This window comes from Comamonas sp. GB3 AK4-5, from assembly GCF_041320665.1.
Lineage (GTDB): Bacteria > Pseudomonadota > Gammaproteobacteria > Burkholderiales > Burkholderiaceae_C > Comamonas.
Genome location: NZ_CP166730.1, coordinates 4,033,256 through 4,054,324 on the forward strand (window position 1 = coordinate 4,033,256; position 21,069 = coordinate 4,054,324).

General features: G+C 64.2%; 21 protein-coding genes. 18 read left to right on the forward strand and 3 right to left on the reverse strand.

What is annotated here, in order from left to right; all coding sequences use genetic code 11:
- The first annotated feature begins 77 nt into the window (after positions 1-77).
- The 9 genes from leuB to accD all read left to right on the forward strand — a co-directional run bounded on the left by leuB (position 78) and on the right by accD (position 10,193).
- Positions 78-1,157: a 3-isopropylmalate dehydrogenase gene (gene leuB / locus ACA027_RS18060; RefSeq protein WP_370679577.1), complete on the forward strand. Its 1,080-nt coding sequence runs from the start codon at positions 78-80 to the stop codon at positions 1,155-1,157.
- Positions 1,158-1,179: 22 nt separating this feature from the next.
- Positions 1,180-1,422, forward strand: a complete 243-nt coding sequence (locus ACA027_RS18065) for a hypothetical protein (RefSeq protein ID WP_370679578.1) — start codon at positions 1,180-1,182, stop codon at positions 1,420-1,422.
- Positions 1,423-1,519: 97 nt separating this feature from the next.
- Positions 1,520-2,632: an aspartate-semialdehyde dehydrogenase gene (asd, locus tag ACA027_RS18070; protein WP_370679579.1), complete on the forward strand. Its 1,113-nt coding sequence runs from the start codon at positions 1,520-1,522 to the stop codon at positions 2,630-2,632.
- A 455-nt stretch (positions 2,633-3,087) separates the two neighbouring features.
- On the forward strand, positions 3,088-5,526 hold the full coding sequence (locus ACA027_RS18075) for a FimV/HubP family polar landmark protein (protein WP_370679580.1): 2,439 nt from the start codon (positions 3,088-3,090) through the stop codon (positions 5,524-5,526).
- A gap of 49 nt (positions 5,527-5,575) precedes the next feature.
- On the forward strand, positions 5,576-6,406 hold the full coding sequence (truA, locus tag ACA027_RS18080; RefSeq protein WP_370679581.1) for a tRNA pseudouridine(38-40) synthase TruA: 831 nt from the start codon (positions 5,576-5,578) through the stop codon (positions 6,404-6,406).
- Between the two features lie 45 nt (positions 6,407-6,451).
- Positions 6,452-7,171 carry a phosphoribosylanthranilate isomerase gene (locus tag ACA027_RS18085; RefSeq protein WP_370679582.1) on the forward strand — a complete coding sequence of 240 codons (720 nt, stop codon included), beginning with the start codon at positions 6,452-6,454 and terminating at the stop codon, positions 7,169-7,171.
- Entirely contained in the window at positions 7,164-8,432 is a 1,269-nt protein-coding gene (gene trpB / locus ACA027_RS18090) for a tryptophan synthase subunit beta (RefSeq protein WP_370679583.1), read from the forward strand. Before ACA027_RS18085 ends, trpB begins: the two co-directional genes overlap by 8 nt.
- The gene (trpA, locus tag ACA027_RS18095) at positions 8,429-9,238 is read left to right on the forward strand and encodes a tryptophan synthase subunit alpha (protein WP_370679584.1); all 810 of its coding nucleotides are present in this window, start codon (positions 8,429-8,431) and stop codon (positions 9,236-9,238) included. Before trpB ends, trpA begins: the two co-directional genes overlap by 4 nt.
- A gap of 67 nt (positions 9,239-9,305) precedes the next feature.
- Positions 9,306-10,193: an acetyl-CoA carboxylase, carboxyltransferase subunit beta gene (gene accD / locus ACA027_RS18100; protein ID WP_370679585.1), complete on the forward strand. Its 888-nt coding sequence runs from the start codon at positions 9,306-9,308 to the stop codon at positions 10,191-10,193.
- Positions 10,194-10,273: 80 nt separating this feature from the next.
- Here the strand turns inward: accD and ACA027_RS18105 are convergent, their stop codons facing one another.
- Positions 10,274-10,849, reverse strand: a complete 576-nt coding sequence (locus ACA027_RS18105) for a YggT family protein (protein ID WP_370679586.1) — start codon at positions 10,847-10,849, stop codon at positions 10,274-10,276.
- A gap of 155 nt (positions 10,850-11,004) precedes the next feature.
- On the opposite strand from ACA027_RS18105, the gene ACA027_RS18110 reads away from it, so the two are divergent.
- Positions 11,005-11,658 (forward strand): LON peptidase substrate-binding domain-containing protein, encoded by a 654-nt coding sequence (locus tag ACA027_RS18110; protein ID WP_370679587.1) that lies wholly within the window; start codon positions 11,005-11,007, stop codon positions 11,656-11,658.
- Positions 11,659-11,736: 78 nt separating this feature from the next.
- On the opposite strand, the gene ACA027_RS18115 is transcribed toward ACA027_RS18110, so the two are convergent.
- Complete coding sequence (locus tag ACA027_RS18115) at positions 11,737-11,934, reverse strand: hypothetical protein (protein WP_370679588.1); 198 nt, start codon at positions 11,932-11,934, stop codon at positions 11,737-11,739.
- Here ACA027_RS18115 and lysS point away from each other — a divergent pair.
- From lysS to ACA027_RS18130, 3 genes are all read left to right on the forward strand, one after another.
- Positions 11,933-13,483: a lysine--tRNA ligase gene (gene lysS, locus ACA027_RS18120; protein ID WP_370679589.1), complete on the forward strand. Its 1,551-nt coding sequence runs from the start codon at positions 11,933-11,935 to the stop codon at positions 13,481-13,483. The two genes, ACA027_RS18115 and lysS, sit on opposite strands and share 2 nt — an antisense overlap.
- Positions 13,484-13,608: 125 nt before the next feature.
- Positions 13,609-14,649, forward strand: coding sequence for a diguanylate cyclase domain-containing protein (locus tag ACA027_RS18125; protein WP_370679590.1), 1,041 nt, complete (start codon positions 13,609-13,611; stop codon positions 14,647-14,649).
- Between the two features lie 183 nt (positions 14,650-14,832).
- Positions 14,833-15,453 carry a mechanosensitive ion channel family protein gene (locus ACA027_RS18130; protein WP_370682623.1) on the forward strand — a complete coding sequence of 207 codons (621 nt, stop codon included), beginning with the start codon at positions 14,833-14,835 and terminating at the stop codon, positions 15,451-15,453.
- Positions 15,454-15,619: 166 nt separating this feature from the next.
- Here ACA027_RS18130 and ACA027_RS18135 read toward each other — a convergent pair whose 3' ends face one another.
- Positions 15,620-15,775 carry a hypothetical protein gene (locus ACA027_RS18135; RefSeq protein ID WP_370679591.1) on the reverse strand — a complete coding sequence of 52 codons (156 nt, stop codon included), beginning with the start codon at positions 15,773-15,775 and terminating at the stop codon, positions 15,620-15,622.
- A gap of 269 nt (positions 15,776-16,044) precedes the next feature.
- Here ACA027_RS18135 and ACA027_RS18140 point away from each other — a divergent pair, with 269 nt between their 5' ends.
- The 5 genes from ACA027_RS18140 (at position 16,045) to ACA027_RS18160 (ending at position 20,931) form a co-directional block, all read left to right on the forward strand.
- Complete coding sequence (locus ACA027_RS18140) at positions 16,045-16,539, forward strand: rhodanese-like domain-containing protein (RefSeq protein WP_370679592.1); 495 nt, start codon at positions 16,045-16,047, stop codon at positions 16,537-16,539.
- A gap of 7 nt (positions 16,540-16,546) precedes the next feature.
- Complete coding sequence (gene epsC / locus ACA027_RS18145; protein WP_370679593.1) at positions 16,547-17,515, forward strand: serine O-acetyltransferase EpsC; 969 nt, start codon at positions 16,547-16,549, stop codon at positions 17,513-17,515.
- 1 nt (position 17,516) lies between these two features.
- Positions 17,517-17,792 carry a helix-turn-helix domain-containing protein gene (locus tag ACA027_RS18150; protein WP_370679594.1) on the forward strand — a complete coding sequence of 92 codons (276 nt, stop codon included), beginning with the start codon at positions 17,517-17,519 and terminating at the stop codon, positions 17,790-17,792.
- A 70-nt stretch (positions 17,793-17,862) separates the two neighbouring features.
- On the forward strand, positions 17,863-18,801 hold the full coding sequence (locus ACA027_RS18155; RefSeq protein WP_370679595.1) for a family 2A encapsulin nanocompartment shell protein: 939 nt from the start codon (positions 17,863-17,865) through the stop codon (positions 18,799-18,801).
- A gap of 15 nt (positions 18,802-18,816) precedes the next feature.
- Positions 18,817-20,931 (forward strand): family 2A encapsulin nanocompartment cargo protein cysteine desulfurase, encoded by a 2,115-nt coding sequence (locus ACA027_RS18160; RefSeq protein ID WP_370679596.1) that lies wholly within the window; start codon positions 18,817-18,819, stop codon positions 20,929-20,931.
- Positions 20,932-21,069: the final 138 nt, after the last annotated feature.

The window sequence follows — 21,069 nt, forward strand, 5'->3', positions numbered from 1 at the left end:
AAATAAGCATTAAAGCTTGCGCTGATGCAGACAGGGTCTGCATCAGCAGCTATCAAAACAGGAAAACAGGAAGAGATATGACCCATAAGATCGCCGTACTGCCCGGAGATGGCATTGGCCCCGAAATCGTTGCCGAAGCCGTCAAGGTGCTGGATGCGCTGAACCTGGACCTGGAGCTGCAATCCGCCCCCGTAGGCGGCGCGGCCTATGCGGCCCATGGCCACCCCCTGCCCGAAGCCACGCTGAAGCTGGCCCAGGAATCGGATGCGATTTTGTTCGGCGCCGTGGGCGACTGGAAGTACGACAGCCTGGAGCGCCATCTGCGCCCCGAGCAGGCCATTCTGGGCCTGCGCAAGGCCCTGGGCCTGTTTGCCAACTTCCGCCCCGCCATCTGCTACAAGGAACTGACCCACGCCTCCAGCCTCAAGCCCGAGCTGGTGGCGGGTCTCGATATCCTCATCATCCGCGAGCTGACCGGCGACATTTACTTCGGCCAGCCCCGTGGCCGCCGCGTGGCCACCGATGGCCATTTCCCCGGTGCCGAGGAAGCCTTCGACACCATGCGCTACTCCAAGCCCGAGATCGAGCGCATTGCCCATGTGGCCTTCCAGGCTGCGCAAAAGCGCGGCAAAAAAGTGACCAGCGTGGACAAAGCCAATGTGCTGGAAACCTTCCAGTTCTGGAAGGACGTGGTCACCGAAGTGGGCAAGCAATATCCCGATGTGCAGCTGGACCATATGTATGTGGACAACGCCGCCATGCAGCTGGTCAAGGAACCCAAGCGCTTTGACGTGGTAGTCACCGGCAATATGTTTGGCGACATCCTGTCCGACGAGGCATCCATGCTCACCGGCTCCATCGGCATGCTGCCCTCGGCCTCGCTGAACGACAAAAAGCAAGGCCTGTACGAACCCAGCCATGGCTCGGCCCCCGACATCGCCGGCAAGGGCATCGCCAATCCGCTGGCCACGATTTTGTCGGCCGCCATGATGCTGCGCTTCAGCCTGGGCCTGGAAGACGCGGCCCTGAAGATCGAAGCCGCGGTGCAAAAAGTGCTGGCCGACGGCCTGCGCACACCCGACATCTACAGCGAAGGCACGACCAAGGTCTCCACCCGCGAAATGGGTGACGCCGTGGTCGCCGCGCTGCAAGCCTGATGAGGGCCTACCTGCGGCCCCTGTGCGCCGCAGGTGGCTCATCCACACCCACTTTGCAAAACGTCAAAAAATAAAATTTGTTTTCGCCGATTCGACGAAGGCATTTGACATTCTCGCCAACGCAGCAGCGCTGGTCTTGGCTAGAATGGCGGCTCTTATGTGCGCCAACCGCTTCACCTCTTTGCTGAACCACGCCCCCGCCGCCCTGGCTGGCGTGATGGTCTGCGCGCACACCTCCACCACCATTAAGACGATTACAGGCTGACCCAGCCCGGTTCGTCTTGCGCCCTTTATCCGGCCTCTGACGAGCCGGACGACGACAGTCTGCACACACTGTTTTCACACTGAAAGGGCAATTTCAAATGAGCAAGCAACTGGTAGGCCTGGTCGGCTGGCGCGGCATGGTCGGCTCTGTGCTGATGGACCGCATGCAGGCCGAGGGCGATTTCGCACTGATCGAGCCGGTGTTCTTCTCCACCTCCAACGCCGGCGGCAAGGCCCCGGCCATGGCCACGGTGCACACCCAGCTGAAAGATGCGGGCGACATTGCTGCCCTGTCCCAATGCGACATCATCATCACCTGCCAGGGTGGCGACTACACCAAGGAAGTCTTCCCCCAGCTGCGCGCTGCGGGCTGGAAAGGCCACTGGATCGACGCGGCCTCCTCGCTGCGTATGGAAGACGACGCCGTCATCGTGCTGGACCCGGTCAACGATGACCTGATCAAGGCCAAGCTCGCTGCCGGCGGCAAGAACTGGATTGGCGGCAACTGCACCAACTCCATCCTGCTGATGGGCCTGGGTGGTCTGTTCAAGGCTGGGCTGGTGGAGTGGGTCTCTTCCATGACCTACCAGGCTGCATCGGGCGGTGGCGCCAACCATATGCGCGAGCTGCTCAAGGGCATGGGCGTCGTCCACGCTGCTGTGGCCGATGAGCTGGCCACGCCGGCCTCCGCCATTTTGGACATCGACCGCAAGGTAGCCGCCACCATCCGCGACGACGTGCCCACCGAATTCTTTGGCGCCCCCCTGGCTGGCGGCCTGATCCCCTGGATCGATGTGCAGCTGCCCAATGGTCAGTCCAAGGAAGAGTGGAAGGGCCAGGCCGAGGTCAACAAGATTCTGGGCACCGAGGCCGTCATCCCCGTGGACGGTCTGTGCGTGCGCATCGGTGCCATGCGCTGCCACTCCCTGGCCCTGACGCTCAAGCTCAAGAAGGACCTGCCCCTGGAAGAGATCGAAGCCCTGATCAAGGGCGGCAATCCCTGGGTGAAGTTCGTGGCCAATGACCGCGCACTCACCGTCAAGGAGCTCACGCCTGCCGCCACCACCGGCGGCCTCGAAGTGGCCGTGGGCCGCGTGCGCAAGCTGAACATGGGCCCCGAGTACCTGTCGGCCTTTGTCATCGGCGACCAGTTGCTGTGGGGCGCTGCCGAGCCGCTGCGCCGCATGCTGCGCATTCTGCTGGCGGCCTGATTCGCTTGCTGCTCCCTGTACAAGAGGCCTTCGGGCCTCTTTTTATGGCTCCGCCCATTCCAAAGTACGCACCCGCTTCTTGTACCCAGGCCCCTGCAGCTTGCGCCCTGCATGTCGCTTTGCTGCCACAATACGCCAGGTGCTGCCCGGAGCGCAGCGCGCATGGCCGGCCCGCCTCGGTGCATGGTTTTGCAGCGCAACCACTGGCGTTGGCCCATGCTTTGACCACAGCACAGCCCGTAAAGACAAGCCCCCGCAACGAAGTCCGCGCCCAGCTTGGTCATAATCACGGGGCCAGCTCACCCTAGACCGCTGCCCTGGCTGCGCCCATCTGCCTGGCCTGTGAGGCCGCTTGCATTGCTGCTAAGGTGGGTAAACCACCACTGGACGGGTCCACGGGAGTCCTTGGCGATCAACGACTGCCGCCCAGCGGCACCAACCTTATAAAAAGCACCATGCATCGTTGGAAACTCTCAGCCCTGGCCGCCGCGGCCTTTGTCTCTGCTGCATTGACCCCGACCGATGCCTCCGCTCTGGCATTGGGACGCATCAGCGTGCAATCCGCGCTGGGGGAGCCCTTGCGTGCCGAGATCGACATACCCCTCGCCACCCCTGCCGAGCTGGACGCCCTGAAAGCCGGCATTGCCACGCCCGAGGTCTTCAAGGCCCATGGCATGGAGTATTCGGGCAGTGCCCGCCTGGTGCAGATCGAGGTCGTGCGCCAGGCCGACGGCACGGCCAAGCTGCGCCTGAGCAGCCGTGGCCCGGTGAGCGACCCGTTTGTAGACCTGGTGATCGACGCCAACTGGAGCGCGGGCCAGCTGGTGCGCAGCTACACCCTGCTGCTGGACCCGCCTGCTGCGGCCCAGCCCGCACCGGCCCCCATCGTCACCGCCCCGCAAATCCGTGAAGCCGCCCCCGCCCCTGCAGCACCTGCTCCAGCCTCCGTCACCGGACGCAGCTATGGCAGCGACGGCGCAGCGCCAGCGCCAAGCCCTGCCGCAGCGCCAACAGCACCAGCCCGCACCGCAGCAGCAGCGCCCAGTGCTTCCGCGGCCACCAAGGGCGATGTCACCGTGCGTGCTGGCGACACCGCAGGCCGCATTGCCAACGCCAACCGCCCTGCCGGCGTGTCGTTGGACCAGATGCTGGTGGCCATGCTGCGCGCCAATCCGAACGCATTCATCAACGACAACGTCAACCTTTTGCGCGCAGGCAGCGTGGTCAAGCTGCCCGGCAAAGAGGAAGCCAGCGCCACCACGGCCAAAGAGGCCCGCCAGCTGGTGGCGGCCCAAAGCCGTGACTTCAACGAATTCCGCCGTCGCCTGGCCGCCAAGGCCCCGACGGCCAAGGTGGCGGCTGCCGATCGCGCCTCCTCCGGCCAGGTGCAAGCCCAGGTGCAGGACCACAGCGCCAACGCAGCGGCTGCCGACAAGCTGACCTTGAGCAAGGGCACCGTCCAGGGCCAGCATGCGGCCGAGGAGAAACTGGCCCAGGCCAAGCAGGCGTCGGCCCAGTCCGACCGGACCGATGAGCTCCAGCGCAATCTTGCCGAGCTGCAAAAGGTGGCGGCCGCTTCTGGCGCCCCCGCCCCCGAGGCTGGTGCCACAGCCGATGCATCAGCACCTGGCATCACCGTGCCGCTGACGGCACCCGCCGCACTGGATGCCCCTGCAGCCGAGGCTGTGACGCCCAACACGGCAGACGCAGCGGACTCCACAGCCGCGCCCCCCGCCGAAGCCAGTACAACCGACGCCAAGACGCCTCCCGAAGCCGCCACACCGCCAGCGCCCCCCCCCGATTTCCTGGATGAAATCACCCCCGTGGTACTGCCTGCTGCAGGCGGCATCCTGGCGCTGCTGCTCGGCCTGCTGGGCTGGAACCTGGTAAAGCGCCGCCGTGCACAAGCCGCCGCACCTGACAGCCCGCCCGCAGCAGATGCGACCGAGGCGCACAGCGATGTGCAACCCAGCGCGCAGGCCGCCAGCGCCGAAGCCGCCTCGCAGAACGCCAGCGAAGCCACCGACCCGGTGGCCGAGGCCGAGGTCTACCTGGCCTATGGCCGTGACGTACAAGCCGAGGACATCCTCAAGCAGGCGCTGCAGACCCAGCCCGACCGCCTGGATGTGCACATGAAGCTGGCCGAGATCTACGCCAAGCGCCGCGATGCCAAGGCCCTGGAAGCCGCAGCCCTGAGCGTGCAGTCCCTGACCCAAGGCACAGGCCCTGACTGGGACCGCGTGGTGGAATGGGGCTTGCAGGTCGACGCCAGCAACCCGCTCTACCAAGACCCATCCGCGCCTGCCAACAGCGCCTTCTCGGCGGCCCTGGCCAAGAGCCAGGGTGCTGCTGCCCCCATGGCAGCAGCAGCGGCAGCCACGACCAGCCTGGCCCAGCATCTGCCCCCCGATCTGGATCTGAGCCTGGACATGGACCTGCCCGGCGGCCTGTCCGATGCCTCGCCTGCGGCCGTCGCCAACCCGCCGGCAGCACCCACGCCTTCCGAGTCGGACTTTGCCGCGCTGGAGCCCGACTGGGACGATGCACTGGCCGAGTCCGCCACGCCCGCCACCACCCCGGTGAAGCCGCTGGACCTGAGCACGCTGGAGTTCTCGTTGGACACCCCGCCCGCCACTCCGGCACCGGCTGCGGCATCCGCCCTGGATACCAATCTGGACCTGAGTGCGCTGAACCTGGACCTGGGCGATGCGCCCCCGGCTGCGGCACCTGCCGTGGCGGCGGACGACCCCCTGGCCACCAAGCTGGACCTGGCACGCGAATTCCACGCCATTGGCGACAGCGAGGGTGCTCGCACCCTGGTGGAAGAAGTGATTGCCGAAGCCTCCGGCGAACTCAAGGAACGAGCCCAGCGCCTGCTGGCTGAAATCGACTGATGTTTTCGTGTTTTTCCCCGGCGCATGGCGCCGGACCTGAAGGTGGGCCATGCGCATAGCCCTGGGGGTTTCCTACAACGGCCAGGCCTATAGCGGCTGGCAGAGTCAGCTCTCGGGCAACACCGTGCAAGACCATCTGGAAGCGGCCTTGGGCCGCTTCACTGCGCAAAAGGTCTCCACCCTGTGCGCAGGCCGCACCGATGCCGGTGTGCACGGGCTGATGCAGGTGGTGCATTTCGACACCGCACTGCAACGCGCTGCCAACTCCTGGGTGCGCGGCACCAACGCATTTTTGCCCAAGGACATTGCCGTGCAATGGGCGGCCGAGGTGCCCGATGGCCCTGAAGGCTTTCACTCCCGCGCCTGCGCCACGGCCCGCCGCTACGCCTATGTGCTGCTGCAGTCGCCCGTGCGCCCCAGCGTGGACCATGGCCGCGTGGGCTGGGTATACCAGCCCCTGGATGGCGAGCGCATGCGCGCAGCGGCCGATCTGCTGCTGGGCGAGCATGACTTCTCCTCCTTTCGCGCTGCGGCCTGCCAGGCCAAGACCCCCATCAAGACGCTGCACCGCATTGACATGCACTACCGCCCTGCGGGCCAGGCTCCCATGCGTGAAGGGGAAATGGACTGCGGCTACTGGCGCTTCGAGTTCGAAGGCAATGCTTTTCTGCACCACATGATCCGCAACATCATGGGCTGCCTGCTGTGCGTGGGCCAGGGCGCCAAGCCGGTGGAATGGATGCAGCAGGTGCTCGATGCCCGCTCGCGCGAGGTGGCGGCCCCCACCTTCTCGCCCGATGGCCTGTACTTTCTGGGGCCTGTCTACGATGCCCGCTGGGGCCTGCCTGGCGACACGCCCCCGTTTGCCTGGCTGCCCTGAGCAGCCCCTGCCCTTTTGCCTTGTGCCGACCAGCCTGGGATAGCCATGTCTTCTTTTGCCCACCGCACCCGCATCAAGATCTGCGGCCTCACCCGCGAGGCCGATGTGGACGCCGCCGTCGCTGCCGGCGCGGACGCCATCGGCTTTGTACTCTACGCCCCCAGCCCCCGTGCCGTGTCCGCCGCGCGGGCGGCCGAGCTGGCGCGGCGCCTGCCACCTTTTGTGAGCCCGGTGCTGCTGTTCGTCAACGAGATCGCTTCCAATGTGATAGCTGCCTGTGCAGATATACCAAGCGCTATCGTGCAATTTCATGGTGATGAGACGCCTGAGCAATGCCTGGCTGCCACCCATGGTGGACGCAGGCCTTTTTTGCGCGCAGCGCGCATTCCCCTGGCCGGGGGCACGTTAGGGCTCGACCTCGTAGAATATGCCCAACGTTATTCCCAGGCCCAGGCCATCTTGCTGGACGCCCATGTAGAGGGCTACGGCGGCGGCGGGCAAACATTCAATTGGTCACTCCTGCCACCAAGCGTCGACTCTCACCTCGTTTTGTCTGGTGGACTCACGCCTGCAAACGTGACCGATGGCATCTTGCAAGTACGCCCGCGAGGACACTCGCTGGCGGTTGATGTCAGCTCCGGCGTCGAGGCCACAGGGCCTGATGGCAAGCCCATGAAGGGCATCAAAGACACCGGAAAAATCCAACGCTTCGTTGCGGCCGTACGCGCCGCCGATGCCCAACTTGCTTCTTTTACCGATGTTTGAATATTCCTATCCCGATGCACGCGGCCATTTCGGCCCCTATGGCGGCAGCTTTGCCAGCGAGACGCTGACCCACGCCCTCACCGAGCTGGGCCAGGCCTACGCCAAGTACTGGAGCGAGCCCGAGTTTCTGGCCGAGTTCCGCTACGAGCTGGCCCATTTTGTGGGCCGCCCCTCGCCCGTCTACCACGCGGACCGCATGAGCCGCGAAATGGGCGGCGCGCAGATCTATCTCAAGCGCGAAGACCTCAACCACACCGGTGCCCACAAGATCAACAACGTGATCGGCCAGGCCATGCTCGCCAGGCGCATGGGCAAGACCCGCATCATTGCCGAGACCGGCGCCGGCCAGCATGGCGTGGCCACGGCCACCATCTGCGCCCGCTATGGACTGGAATGCGTGGTCTATATGGGTGCGGAAGACGTCAAGCGCCAAAGCCCCAATGTGTTCCGCATGAAGCTGCTGGGCGCCACCGTGATCCCCGTGGAATCGGGCAGCAAGACGCTCAAGGACGCGCTGAACGAAGCCATGCGCGACTGGGTGGCTAATGTCGACAACACCTTCTACATCATCGGCACGGTGGCCGGCCCTGCGCCCTACCCGGCCATGGTGCGTGACTTTCAGAGCGTGATCGGCCAGGAATGCCTGACGCAAATGCCCGAGCTGCTGCAACGCCAAAAAATGGCGGCCGACCAGCCCGACGCCGTCGTGGCCTGCGTGGGCGGCGGCAGCAATGCCATGGGCATCTTCTACCCCTATATTCCCTTTGAGCACACCCGACTCATCGGCGTGGAAGCGGCCGGCGAGGGCCTGGAAACGGGCAAGCATTCCGCCTCGCTGCAGCGCGGCAGCTCCGGCGTGCTGCATGGCAACCGCACCTTCATCCTGCAGGACGAGCAGGGCCAGATCACCGAAACCCACAGCATCAGCGCCGGCCTGGACTACCCCGGCGTGGGCCCCGAACATGCCTGGCTGCAGGAAATCGGCCGCGCCGAATATGTGGGGGCCACCGACCAGGAAGCGCTGGAGGCCTTCCACTACCTGTGCCGCACCGAGGGCATCATCCCGGCGCTGGAATCCAGCCACGCCGTGGCCTATGCCATGCAACTGGCCAAGACCATGCGCGCCGACCAGTCCATCCTGGTCTGCCTGTCCGGCCGTGGCGACAAAGACATTGGCACCGTGGCCGACCTGACCGGCAACGACTACTACGACCGCCCCAGCATGCGCGGTCACATCGTCAAGGGAGGGCATGCAGCATGAAGCGCATCGCCACCACGTTTGAACAACTGCAAGCCCAGGGCCGCCAGGCCTTGATTCCCTACATCACGGCCGGCTACCCGTTTGCCGCCATCACACCGTCGCTGATGCACGGCATGGTGGAGGCCGGCGCCGACATCATCGAGCTGGGCGTGCCCTTCTCGGACCCCATGGCCGACGGCCCGGTGATCCAGAAGGCCGGCGAGCGCGCCATTGCCAACGGCGTGGGCCTCCAGCAAGTCCTCGCCTATGTGGCCGAGTTCCGCCAGAAGAACACCACCACGCCCGTGGTGCTGATGGGCTATGCCAACCCGGTGGAACGCTACGACCAGATCCACGGCGTGGATGCCTTCGTCAACGACGCGGCCGCTGCCGGCGTGGACGGCATCCTGGTGGTGGACTACCCACCGGAAGAATCCGAGGAGTTCGCCGCCAAGCTGCAGGCCCGGGGCATGGACCAGATCTTTCTGCTGGCCCCCACCAGCACGGTGGAACGCATGCAGCAAGTGGCCCGCGTGGCCAGCGGCTATGTCTACTACGTCTCGCTCAAGGGCGTGACCGGCTCGGGCGCACTGGACACCGACAGCGTGCAGCAGATGCTGTCCGTCATCCGCCAGCATGTGCATATCCCCCTGGGTGTGGGCTTTGGCATCCGTGATGCCCAGACCGCCCAGACGATTGCCCAGTTTTCGGACGCTGTCATCATCGGCAGCAAAATCATCCAGCTGCTCGAAGACCAGCCCCACGAAAAAATCATTCCCCTCGCCATTGATTTCCTGCGCGGCGTGCGCAAGGCGATGGACGCATAATGCGGCACCTTCACCGCATCCCCCTCCGGGAGGATGCGGTGACCCTGCCTGAAAGAAGGAAGACTCCATGTCCTGGCTCGAAAAACTCCTGCCCGCCACCATCCAGCAAACCAAGCCCACGGAACGCCACCAGCAGATTCCCGAAGGCCTGTGGATCAAGTGCCCCAGTTGCGAATCCGTGCTGTACAAGGCCGATCTGGAAAAAAACCAGAACGTCTGCCCCACCTGCAGCCACCATCACCGCGTGGGTGCCCGCGCACGCCTGAACCATTTTCTGGATGCCGAAGGCCGCTATGAAATCGGCCAGGAAGTCATCCCGGTCGACGCACTGAAGTTCCAGGACAGCCGCAAATACCCCCAGCGCTTGAAAGAGGCCCTGGAGAACACCGGTGAAACCGATGCCCTGGTGGTCATGGGCGGTGCCGTCAAGGGCATTGAGCTGGTCGTGGCCTGCTTTGAATTCGAATTCATGGGCGGCTCCATGGGCTCCGTGGTGGGCGAGCGCTTTGTACGCGGTGTGGAAACCGCCATCGAGCAAAAAGTGCCCTTTGTGTGCTTTACCGCCACCGGTGGCGCCCGCATGCAAGAAGGCCTGCTGTCCCTGATGCAGATGGCCAAGACCAATGCTGCCCTGACCCGTCTGGCCAAGAAGGGACTGCCCTACATCAGCGTGCTGACCGACCCCACCATGGGTGGCGTCTCTGCTGGCTTCGCCTTTGTGGGTGACGTGGTCATGGCCGAACCCAAGGCACTGGTCGGCTTTGCCGGCCCCCGCGTGATCGAAACCACGGTGCGCGTCAAGCTGCCCGAGGGCTTCCAGCGCTCCGAGTTCCTGCGGGACAAGGGTGCCGTTGACATGATTGTCGACCGCCGCGAGCTGCGTAGCCGCATCGCCACCAGCCTGGCCATGCTGCAGCGCCTGCCGGCCGATGCCGTGGTGGACAGCGCCGAATAAGCGCCAGCTTCGCAGCAAGCCCCCCACAAAAAAAGCGATCCCGAGGGATCGCTTTTTTCATGCCCGGCAGACGAGCAGCCTCACATCACACTCATGCCGGCCACCACCCCACCCAGCACGCTGAACTGCAGATGGGCCAGCACCATCAGCAGCACCTGCAGCAGCACCAGGGCCGCCAGCGGGGACAGGTCCACACCACCCACCAAGGGGATGATGCGCTGCAAGGGCCGCAGCACCGGCGCGCACAGCCGGGAGAGCACGCCATAAATGGGCGAATGCGGCGACACCCAGGAAAGAATGGCGTAAACGATCAGAAGACCGATCAAACCCGTCAGCACCATGCGCAGCAGGCCGAACAGCGCCAGCAGCGGCACCAGCACCACGGAGCCCGCAGCACCGGCCAGGGCCCACAGCAGCAGGTAGTGCACCAACTGGATCAACACGGCACCCACCAGGCTGGACAGGTCGTACTTGCCCGAGGGCTTGATCAGCTTGCGCAGCGGCATCACCAGCCAGTCCGTCAGCGCGAACACCAGTTGCCCCACCGGGTTGGAGAACGGCACGCGCTGCGTCTGCATATACAGGCGCAGCAAACAGGCCCCCGACACCAGGCCGGCGACCACTTCAAGGAGAAAAGACAGGATTTGTTCGATCATGGATAGCGTTGTGCCGCAAAAATGCTGCGGGAATGTAAAGCCACCAGGATGGGCCTTCCCCACACGCGGGTTTGGATGTAACAAGCTGAGACAACTGGGCTGTGCCAGCCGACCCGGCCCCATGGGAAGATGATAGCGATGGAAAGCGTCCCCCCATGACACACCCGCTGACCTTGACTTCGCTGCCACTGTTTCCGCTGAACACTGTGCTGTTCCCTGGCGGCCAGCTTCCTCTGCGGGTGTTTGAGCTGCGTTACCTGGACATGGTGCGCAAATGCCACCAGGCAGGTTCCCCCTTTGGCGTGGTGGCCTTGACCGGGGGCGACGAGGTACGCCGCCCAGACTCCCCCTCCGAGACTTTTCACACCATCGGCACGCTGGCACAAATCACCCAGCTCGACAGCCACCAGCCCGATCTGCTGCAGGTGCAGTGCCAGGGCCATGCCCGCATCCATGTGGACCGCAAACAAATGCTGCACCTGGGCCTGTGGGTGGCCGATGTGACCCTCATCCCCGTAGACCAGCATGTGGCCGTGCCCGATGACCTGCGCCCCACCAGCCTGGCCCTGGCCCAGGTGCTGCGCAATCTGCACCAGCGCCAGCAGGCCCAGGAAGACCGCATGCATGGCCCCGCCATCGAGCTGCCCCAGCCCCTGCAGCTGAGCGACTGCGGCTGGGTGGCCAACCGCTGGTGCGAGCTGCTGCCCATACCGCTGACACTCAAGCAGCAATTGCTGGAGCTGGACAGCCCGCTGCTGCGGCTGGAGCTGGTCAGCGATGTGCTGGAGCGCGCCGGTATCGTGTTCTGAGGCTGCAGCCTGCCCCATCAAAACCATAGCTGGCTGTGCTGTGGATACGCTGGTCTTGAAGCTATTTCGCTTTGAAACTCAGCAGCCATCAGCAATACACGCTCCTGATTTTTCAGCATCCACGCCCGCGTTTCCGCCCGCCAACATGTCCCACATGCACAAGCCCTGGCGCGGAGATGTCGCACTGCCACGCAGCTTTGGAGCAATAAACTTAAAATGCTGGGTTTTGGCATCTGCAACACCAGCAACAACAGCCTTTGGGCTGCGCTTTTTCATGTCTGACACCACCCATACCTCTGCGGCCGACGCGGCTGCACCCCAGGACGAAAACAAGCTCATCGCCGAACGCCGCGAAAAACTCAAGGCCCTGCGTGAGCAGGTCAAAGCCCAGGGTGGTGTCGCCTTCCCGAATGACTTCAAGCCTGGGCACCGTGCTGCGGCCCTGATTGCCGAGCACGCCGAGAAAGAAGCCGAAGCGCTGGACGCAGCGGCCGCCACCGTCAGCGTGGCCGGTCGCATGATGCTCAAGCGCGTGATGGGCAAGGCCAGCTTTGCCACCATCCAGGACAGCACCGGCCGCATCCAGATCTATGTGACCCGCGACGCCGTGGGCGAAGAGGTCTATGCCGACTTCAAGAAGTGGGACCTGGGCGACATCATTGCCGCCGAAGGCCAGCTGATGAAGACCAAGACCGGCGAGCTGTCGATCAAGGCCAGCAGCATCCGCATGCTCACCAAGAGCCTGCGCCCCATGCCCGACAAGTTCCACGGCATGGCAGACCTGGAGCAAAAGGTCCGCCAACGCTATGTGGACCTGATGATGAACGAGGACGCACGCGCCCGTTTCGTGGCCCGCAGCAAGGCCGTCTCCGGCCTGCGCGACTTCATGGTGGAACACGGCTTTCTGGAAGTCGAAACTCCCATGCTCCACCCCATTCCCGGTGGCGCCAATGCCAAGCCCTTCATCACCCACCACAATGCGCTGGACCAGGAGATGTATCTGCGCATTGCGCCGGAGCTGTACTTGAAGCGCCTGATCGTGGGCGGCTTTGAGCGCGTGTTCGAGATCAACCGCAACTTCCGCAACGAAGGCATCTCGGTCCGCCACAACCCCGAATTCACCATGATGGAGTTCTACGCGGCCTACTGGAACTACCGCGACGTCATGGACTACACCGAGCAGCTCATCCGCGACACCGCCATGAAGGCCGTGGGCACGCTGCAGCTGAGCTATGGCGGCAAGCCTGTGGACCTGGCCGCTCCCTTCGAGCGCCTGACCATTCCCGAGGCCATTGTCAAATACACCGATGCCGGCGAGAACGTCGCCAACCGCGAATGGCTGACCAATGCCCTGAAGAAGCTGGGCATGAAGGAAGACAAGGACAAGCTGTCCACCCGCACGCTGGCCAGCCTGCAGGTGCTGTACTTCGAAGAAGTGGTGGAAGAAAAGCTGTGGAACCCCACCTTCATCATGGAGCACCCCACCGAAATCTCGCCACTGGCCCGCGCCAATGACGACCGCCCCGAGGTGACCGAGCGCTTTGAGCTCTACATCACCGGCCGCGAATTCGGCAACGGTTTCTCCGAGCTGAACGACGCCGAAGACCAGGCCGCCCGCTTCAACGCCCAGGTCGATGCCAAGGACGGCGGCGACGACGAGGCCATGTACTTCGACCACGACTTTGTGCGCGCCCTGGAATACGGCATGCCACCCACCGGCGGCTGCGGCATCGGCATCGACCGTTTCATGATGCTGCTCACCGACAGCGCCAGCATCCGCGACGTGATTCTGTTCCCGGCCCTGCGCCGCGAGCAAAACACCTGAGGACTGTCACGTTCAGCGGCCTGCGGTGGCCGCCTGCGTAACGAAACGCTACACTGGGTCGCACATCGCGGCCCTTTGTTTGTGCGGATGGCGGCGATGCTTTTCAGGAAACACAGGACCCTCGGATGCCTTCTTCCACAGCGTTAAACCCGAGCCTGTCTCAACCGGGCGCTTTGGCACCTCTGACCAACAGCTTCACGGTGCTGGTGGTGGACGATCAAGCATCGGTCCGCCATTCACTGACCCACGAACTGCGCCATGCCGGCGTCACCGAGGTGATGGAGGCTGCGGATGCGCCCTCTGCCGTGCAGATGTTCAAACTCCGCCGTCCGGACCTGGTGCTGCTGGACATCCGCCTGCCCACGCATGATGGCTACTGGGTGGCGCAGCAACTGCGTGAAGCCGAAACCGGCGACTGGACTCCCATCATCTTCCTCTCGGGCCTGGACAATGATCTGGACATCTGGCGCGGCATCGAATCCGGTGGCGACGACTACCTGATCAAGCCCGTCAAGCCCATTGTGCTGATCGCCAAGCTGCGCGCCATGCGCCGCCTGCTGGACATGCGCCGCCGCCTGGTCAGCCTCTCGGCAGAGCTGCATCTGGCCAACCAGCGCCTGAACGAGATGGTGGAGGTCGACGCCCTGACCGGCCTGGTCAACCGCCGCGGCTTTGACCGCATCCTGCACTCCGAGATCGAGGCCGCACGCCGCGAGCAGCAGCCACTGACCTTGATGCTCTGCGACCTGGACCATTTCAAGCGCTTCAACGACACCGCCGGCCATGTGCAAGGCGATATCTGCCTGCGCGAAGTGGGCCGTCTGCTCAAGGAAGTCTGTGTGCGCCCGCGCGATGTGGCCTCGCGCTATGGCGGTGAGGAGTTCGCACTGATCCTGCCCAACACCCCACGCTCGGGCGCCATGACCTTTGCCCGCGCCCTGGGCAGCATGCTGCAGCAGCGGGGCATTCCCCATCCCGACTCACCCATTGGCACGGTGCTGTCGCTGTCGGGCGGCATCACCACCTGCATACCGGACGCCAGCACCAGTGCCGAAAGCATGCTGATGCGCGCCGATGAAGCGCTGTATGCCGCCAAGGCCCAGGGCCGCAACCGGTTTTTCAGCTTCGAAATGCAGATGGATACCATTGAACAGCGCCGCAATTGAGCGCGTGTTTATGATCGCTGCCATACCGCAGCGACAACCTCCCATGCGCCGAGTGACTGGCATGCTGCCGTCACCCCGTCCAGGGCACCGCTGCGGTGCCCTGTTTTTTTGGTAAGAAAGGCTCCCCTCTTCGTGACCCTGCTGCAACGCTTGAAGCAACTTCCCAACCAGCTGCCCACCTGGATGCAGGACTGGCTGGACATCGTCGTCCCTCTGCTCCAAATCGCGCTGATCATCGTCGTCACCTGGCTGCTGCACCGTCTGCTCAAACGCCTGATCCTGCGCGCCAGCGACCACTACCAGTTCCCCCATGAGCTGCTGATGCCCATCAACACCGTGGTGCGCTGGCTGCTCATCGTCAGCGCGCTGCTGCTGACACTGGAGCGGCTGGGTTTCTCCGCCAGCGTGTTGTGGACGGCCTTCACCGGCTTTGCCACCGTGGGCGCCGTGGCCTTTTTTGCGGCCTGGAGCGTGCTGTCCAATCTGTTTTGCGCCTTTCTGATCTTCACCGTTGGCCCCTTCCGCGTGGGTGATCACATCGAGGTGCTGGACACCGCAGAAAAACAAGGTGCTGTGGGCAAGGTGGTCGACATCAACCTGCTCTACACCACGCTGGAGGACAGCACAGCTCCCGAACCCGGCACCCTGCTGCAGATCCCCAATGCGCTGATCTTCCAGCGCGTGGTGCGCCGCTGGCGTGCCGGCACCGAGCTGCCACCCAGCAAGCTGCATCAACCAACGCCTGTGCCACCCACACCAACGGCCGAGCCCGCGCCGGCCCCCAAGAGCCCGTCCTTTCCCTGAGCGCGCAGCCCCCAAAAAGCCCTGTGGTACTTCCACAGGGCTTTTTTCATACGCTGCCCGGCACAGGTGGGTGGCTTGGGCCCTGGCAGAGTATCCACACGGCAGCGCCTGGGTGGGGGTCGCGCCAACTGTTCAGCCAATAAATGCAACAGGTCTTGCCCGCGCATCACCTGTGCGCCATGCGCTTTGGGCTTTGCTGCAGCCCGGCCGCCGTGGCCTGCACTGCCACGGCAATCCAGCCTGCTGCCACCTGTGCAGGCCCCCATCCAGCCTCATACCAGGCCTTCACCAGCACACCGTTTTCCTTGGTGAACACTGGCATTGCTTTTAACTAAGCATCCGCGGCACCCAATTATTTTCCTTGCACATTTGCACATTTGCGCACGGGGTCATGGGCAGTGCGGCATTAGCCTGCATGCACGACGGCTTGAATGCCAGCGACGTGAACACAGCACAAGGCGCACGCAATGCTCACATCTTTTTTTTGCACATCGTCATGCGTTTTTCTTCATTGGGGTAGCGCCCACTCTCGCTGCACCATGGCGGCTATCGCCACCAGCGGGTGGTGGCGTCCCATAGGAAAACTGCAGCATGACCGCAACCACCATCGCATCGCATGTCCTCCCCCCCGTTCTGGAGCAGGCATCTGCACAGGCCCGGCAACAGAGCTTGGCCTACGCCGGCAGCGTGCCACCGCAGCAAGCCTGGCAGCTGGCACAGCAAGGCCTGGCCCTGATTGTCGATGTGCGCTCCACGGAGGAGCGCAAATTCGTCGGCCACATACCAGGCAGTCTGCATGTGGCCTGGGCTACGGGCACGGCGCTGAACCGCAATCCGCGCTTTGCACGCGAGCTGGCAGCCCTGCTCGCCAAGCAAGTACTGACGCAGGAACAACAACCTCCGGCCGTGCTGCTGCTGTGCCGCAGTGGCAAACGCTCGGCCCTGGCAGCGCAGGAGGCGACCAAGGCCGGCATCCCCCAGGTCTTCCACATCAGCGAAGGCTTCGAAGGCGACCTGGACGCACAACAGCAGCGCGGTCACTTCAACGGCTGGCGCTTCTACAGCCTTCCCTGGGTGCAGGACTAGTCACAGCATGAGTTTCGACATTTACCCCATCGTCCAGCAGCTGCGCCAGGTACGCGACCACTGGCGCGAGCAGCAAAATCGCACGGAAACCAGCCACCGCGAGTTCCCCTCCTGCGAAGCCATTGCCAAGGCCATGACAGACCTCAAGGGCGTGCTTTACCCCTTGCGTCTGGGGCCCGCAGATTTGCACCAGTCCGGCGAAGACTTCTATGTGGGGCACACCCTGGATCAGGCATTGCGAACGCTGCAAGCCCAGGCACAGATCGAGCTGCACTATCGCCATCGCAGCCAAGACACCTCCGCCGACTTCGAAGCCCAGGCCACCCAGACCGTATACACTTTTGCCCAAAGCCTTCCCGCGCTGCGCCAGTTGCTGGACAGCGATGTGCAGGCCGCTTTCCACGGCGATCCGGCTGCACACAGCGTGGATGAAATCGTCCTCAGCTATCCCGGCGTGCTGGCGCTCATACACCACCGTATTGCCCACGCCCTCTACCAGCTGAAGCTGCCTCTGCTGGCGCGCATCATCTCCGAGCAGGCCCATGGCCAGACGGGGATAGACATCCACCCCGGCGCGCAAATTGGCCCAGGTTTTTTTATCGACCACGGTACAGGCGTCGTGATCGGAGAAACGGCCATCATCGGCAGCAATGTGCGCATCTACCAGGCCGTGACGCTGGGTGCCAAGCGCTTCCCCAAAGACGCACAAGGCCATTTGCAAAAGGGCTGGGCTCGCCACCCCATCGTCCAAGACGATGTGGTGATTTACGCAGGCGCCACCATCCTTGGCCGGGTCACCCTGGGCCGGGGCGCCGTCATAGGCGGCAATGTCTGGATCACCGGTGACGTGCCCCCCGGCACCCATGTCAGCCAGGCCAGCGCCAATGTGCAACAGGCCCCGCAGCACCTGACCCTGCATCAGGCCTACGGCAACGCCGCGGCGCAGCCGGACTTCAGCGCCCCCGTGGCGAGCTGACATGCTGTCTCAGCGCTTTATCCAGGATTTCGGTCTGGCCGTACGCCAGCTACGCGAGGCCCGCAACTGGTCGCAAGAGCAGTTGGCCGCCCAATCCAACCTCAACCGCTCCTATGTCGGGGAAATCGAGCGCGGCAAGGTCGCGCCCTCGCTGGTCACGCTGCACAAACTGGCCCTGGCGCTGCTGATCAGCGCTTCCGAACTGCTGATCCATGCAGAGCACATCCATACCCTGCGCCAAAGCCAGCTCCAGCACTTGGTGGCTATAGCCGGTTGAGGCCCAAGGGCCTGCATTGAACACTGGGACCTACCTCGTTTTCCCTCAACACTCACCCAGAGGATGACCCATGACAGCACCTGCAAGCGGTACCCACACACTGAGCGACAGCGCTGCACGCCAGCTCGCCAATGCCACCAAGACCGCACCCCAGCTGGCCACCATCAGCCCGCGCTGGCTCACCCATCTGCTGCAATGGGCCCCTGTGGAGGCCGGCATTTACCGCGTCAACCAGGTCAAGCATCCCGAGGCCATCCAAGTCACCTGCACCGCCAAGGAGTCCGAGAACCAGCTGCCGCGCACCTATGTCGACTATGACGAAAACCCGCGCGAATATTTCCTCAACGCCGTCTCCACCGTGCTGGACGTGCACACCCGCATCTCCGACCTCTACAGCAGCCCGCATGACCAGATCAAGGAGCAGCTGCGCCTGACCATTGAAACCATCAAGGAGAACCAGGAAAGCGAGCTCATCAACAACCCCGACTACGGCCTGCTGGCCCAGGTTGCGGAGGAGCAGCGCATCTTCCCCTTGACCGGCGCCCCCACCCCCGACGATCTGGACGAGCTGCTCACCAAGGTCTGGAAAGAGCCGGCCTTCTTCCTGGCCCACCCGCTCACCATTGCGGCCTTTGGCCGCGAGGCCACGCGCCGTGGCACCCCCCCGCCCACCGTCAGCCTGTTCGGCTCGCAGTTCATCACCTGGCGTGGTGTGCCGCTGATTCCTTCGGACAAGGTGCCTGTGGCCGATGGCAAGAGCAAAATCCTGCTGCTGCGCGTGGGCGACCGTCGCCAGGGCGTGGTCGGCCTGTTCCAGCCCGGCCTGCCCGGCGAACAAAGCCCTGGCCTTTCGGTGCGCTTCATGGGCATCAACAGCCACGCCATCGCCTCCTACCTGATCTCGCTGTACTGCTCGCTGGCCGTACTCACTCCCGATGCGCTCGCCGTGCTCGACGACGTGGAGATCAACAAATACCACGACTACGCGGCGCTGGACAGCTACAAGTAAAGCGGGGAGCACCTTGTGACTTCCACCACTGCCCAACCCACGCTGCCCGCTGCGCCCCAAGGCCTGCACAGCAGCCCCATCGATACGGCGGCGCTCGCCCAACTGGCCTCTGCGTTCTTCCGTGCGCTGCCAGGCGAGGCAGCCTCGCCTGCGGGCCCGCAGTCAAGCGCGGGCAGTGCTGCAGCCCCAGCGCTGCCGGCCCCTTCCAGCGCCGGTACACGCAGCACCCGTTTGCCGCTGGGTGTACAGCCTCCCAGTAACCCGGCACCACCGGGCTCGCCCCTGGCCAGTCCCGTGGGGCTTTCACCCAATCTGCCTGGCACACCACTGCCCCTAGGCCAGGCCCCCGGCAGCAATTTGCTACCCAGCCATCCCTCAGAGGTCCTGGCGCTCGCCAACCGTGTACCGACCGGCCAACCCAAGGCCACGGCCGGCAATGGCGTGCCCGATGTGGCCCATACCGCCTTGCCTGCTTACGAGCCCCAGTTGCTCAGCCTGGCTGCGGGGGTACCCCAGGCCCATGCAGCCACGGCACAGAGCGCGGTGCAACCGCCCTCAGACAGCTCGGCGCCTCCGGTATCCGCATCACCCGCATCGCCGCCCACAGCTTCGCCCATTTCTTCGCCCTATTACTTCGCCAACCCGCAGTCCAGCGAGCGTCCATCCACCACAGGGCTGGACGCGCTCAGCAGCCAGGCGCTTGCTGCGCTGGTGGGTCAGCCGCCCGGGGTTCCGCCATTGCATGCCCCAGGTCTGCCAGGCAATCGCAGCCCTTCTGGTGCCCCTGCGGCCAGCCCAACCGCCCCGCAGTTCTACTTTGTCGATGCCGTGCAACTGCCCGGCGGCCATGTAACGCCTGCCACAGCGGGCGCGCGCGTACCAGCGCTCGATGGGGCCGGCGACCGCCACCCGGCCTTTGACGTGCAGGCCGTGCGCCGCGACTTTCCCATTCTGCAAGAGCGCATCCACGGCAAACAGCTGGTCTGGCTGGACAACGCAGCCACCACGCACAAGCCGCGCCAGGTGATAGAGCGCCTGCGCCAGTTCTACGAGCACGAAAACTCCAACATCCACCGGGCCGCCCACGCGCTGGCGGCCCGCGCCACCGATGCCTATGAGCATGCGCGCGAGGTGGTGCGCCGTTTCATCAACGCCCCCGATGTGAATGAAGTCATTTTTGTGCGCGGCACGACCGAAGCCATCAACCTGGTGGCCCAAAGCTGGGGCGGACAGAACGTGGGCACGGGCGATGAAGTCATCGTCAGCCATCTGGAGCACCACGCCAACATCGTTCCCTGGCAGCAGCTGGCCGCTGCCAAGGGCGCCAAGCTGCGCGTGATTCCCGTGGACGATCAGGGCCAGATCCTGCTGGAGGAATACCAAAAGCTGATCAACGAGCGCACCAAAATCGTCGCCATTACCCATGTCTCCAACGTGCTGGGCACGGTGGTGCCTGTCAAGCAGGTGGTTGACATCGCCAAGCGCCACGGCATTGTGACCCTGGTCGACGGCGCCCAGTCCATTGCCCACACGCCGGTGGATGTGCAGGACATCGGCGCCGACTTTTTTGTCTTCTCCGGCCACAAGATCTTTGCACCCACCGGCATCGGAGCCCTCTGGGGCCGCCGCGCGCTGCTGGAGGCCATGCCGCCCTGGCAAGGCGGCGGCAATATGATTGCCGACGTCACCTTCGAGAAAACCGTGTTCCAGCCCCTGCCCAACCGTTTCGAGGCCGGCACCGGCAATATTGCCGACGCCGTGGGGCTGGGAGCGGCGCTGGAATATGTGGAGCGCATCGGCATAGACAACATCAGCCGCTACGAGCATGCGCTGGTGGACTACGGCATGCAGCAGTTGGCCCAGATTCCCGGCCTGCGCCTGATAGGTACGGTGCCGGGCAAGGCCAGCGTGCTGTCCTTTACCCTGGAGGGCTATACCACCGACGAAGTGGGCAAGGCGCTGAACGCGGAGGGCATTGCCGTGCGCACCGGCCACCACTGCGCCCAGCCCATTCTGCGCCGCTATGGCGTGGAAAGCGCGGTGCGGCCTTCGCTGGCCTTCTACAACACCTTTGAAGAGGTCGACCTGTTGGTCTCGATCGTGCGCGGGCTGGCGGGGCAACGGCGTTAAAGCGCGCGCTGCCCCCTCAGAACGTGTTCAAAGTCTCCTCGTGACGCGCCAGCGTCTTTGCGGAATGGGATACAAGGCGCGATACCGCAGCAATAGCCGCGCTATTGCGAGGATTCGCAACACAGTAGGCCGCCCGCA

Excerpts from the sequence above, each read along its gene's own strand:
- leuB (WP_370679577.1), top strand. The coding sequence starts at position 78 with ATGACCCATAAGATCGCCGTACTGCCCGGAGATGGCATTGGCCCCGAA.
- asd (WP_370679579.1), top strand. The coding sequence starts at position 1,520 with ATGAGCAAGCAACTGGTAGGCCTGGTCGGCTGGCGCGGCATGGTCGGC.
- ACA027_RS18075 (WP_370679580.1), top strand. The coding sequence starts at position 3,088 with ATGCATCGTTGGAAACTCTCAGCCCTGGCCGCCGCGGCCTTTGTCTCT.
- truA (WP_370679581.1), top strand. The coding sequence starts at position 5,576 with ATGCGCATAGCCCTGGGGGTTTCCTACAACGGCCAGGCCTATAGCGGC.
- ACA027_RS18085 (WP_370679582.1), top strand. The coding sequence starts at position 6,452 with ATGTCTTCTTTTGCCCACCGCACCCGCATCAAGATCTGCGGCCTCACC.
- trpB (WP_370679583.1), top strand. The coding sequence starts at position 7,164 with ATGTTTGAATATTCCTATCCCGATGCACGCGGCCATTTCGGCCCCTAT.
- trpA (WP_370679584.1), top strand. The coding sequence starts at position 8,429 with ATGAAGCGCATCGCCACCACGTTTGAACAACTGCAAGCCCAGGGCCGC.
- accD (WP_370679585.1), top strand. The coding sequence starts at position 9,306 with ATGTCCTGGCTCGAAAAACTCCTGCCCGCCACCATCCAGCAAACCAAG.
- ACA027_RS18105 (WP_370679586.1), bottom strand. The coding sequence starts at position 10,849 with ATGATCGAACAAATCCTGTCTTTTCTCCTTGAAGTGGTCGCCGGCCTG.
- ACA027_RS18110 (WP_370679587.1), top strand. The coding sequence starts at position 11,005 with ATGACACACCCGCTGACCTTGACTTCGCTGCCACTGTTTCCGCTGAAC.
- lysS (WP_370679589.1), top strand. The coding sequence starts at position 11,933 with ATGTCTGACACCACCCATACCTCTGCGGCCGACGCGGCTGCACCCCAG.
- ACA027_RS18115 (WP_370679588.1), bottom strand. The coding sequence starts at position 11,934 with ATGAAAAAGCGCAGCCCAAAGGCTGTTGTTGCTGGTGTTGCAGATGCC.
- ACA027_RS18125 (WP_370679590.1), top strand. The coding sequence starts at position 13,609 with ATGCCTTCTTCCACAGCGTTAAACCCGAGCCTGTCTCAACCGGGCGCT.
- ACA027_RS18130 (WP_370682623.1), top strand. The coding sequence starts at position 14,833 with ATGCAGGACTGGCTGGACATCGTCGTCCCTCTGCTCCAAATCGCGCTG.
- ACA027_RS18135 (WP_370679591.1), bottom strand. The coding sequence starts at position 15,775 with ATGCCAGTGTTCACCAAGGAAAACGGTGTGCTGGTGAAGGCCTGGTAT.
- ACA027_RS18140 (WP_370679592.1), top strand. The coding sequence starts at position 16,045 with ATGACCGCAACCACCATCGCATCGCATGTCCTCCCCCCCGTTCTGGAG.
- epsC (WP_370679593.1), top strand. The coding sequence starts at position 16,547 with ATGAGTTTCGACATTTACCCCATCGTCCAGCAGCTGCGCCAGGTACGC.
- ACA027_RS18150 (WP_370679594.1), top strand. The coding sequence starts at position 17,517 with ATGCTGTCTCAGCGCTTTATCCAGGATTTCGGTCTGGCCGTACGCCAG.
- ACA027_RS18155 (WP_370679595.1), top strand. The coding sequence starts at position 17,863 with ATGACAGCACCTGCAAGCGGTACCCACACACTGAGCGACAGCGCTGCA.